Annotated in this window: 1 protein-coding gene; it reads right to left on the bottom strand. The window is 43.3% G+C overall.

The window, feature by feature from the left end:
* The coding region (locus tag D8787_RS12090; RefSeq protein ID WP_221765921.1) for an MSCRAMM family adhesin SdrC at positions 1–522 on the bottom strand (522 nt) is incomplete at both ends.

Consider the following 522-nt stretch of genomic DNA (forward strand, 5'->3'; position numbering starts at 1 on the left):
AGTGAGTGAGTCAGCGTCTAAACGTACCTCAGAGTCAGCTTCAACAAGCAACTCAGTAAGTGAGTCAGCTTCTAAGAAAGCCTCAGAGTCGGCTTCAACAAGCAACTCAGTGAGTGAATCTGCATCTAAACTTACCTCAGAGTCAGCTTCAACAAGCAACTCAGTGAGTGAGTCAGCATCTAAAGTAGCTTCAGAGTCGGCTTCAACAAGCAATTCAGTAAGTGAGTCAGCATCTAAACTTACATCAGAGTCAGCTTCAACAAGCAACTCAGTGAGTGAGTCAGCATCTAAACTTACATCAGAATCAGCTTCAACAAGCAACTCAGTAAGTGAATCTGCATCTAAAGTAGCTTCAGAGTCAGCTTCAACAAGCAACTCAGTAAGCGAATCAGCATCTAAACGTGCTTCAGAAGTAGCTTCACAATCAGCTTCAACAAGCAACTCAGTGAGTGAGTCAGCATCTAAAGTAGCTTCAGAGTCAGCTTCAACAAGCAACTCAGTGAGTGAATCTGCATCTAAACG

The organism is Streptococcus mitis (assembly GCF_003944325.1).
GTDB lineage: Bacteria > Bacillota > Bacilli > Lactobacillales > Streptococcaceae > Streptococcus > Streptococcus mitis_CW.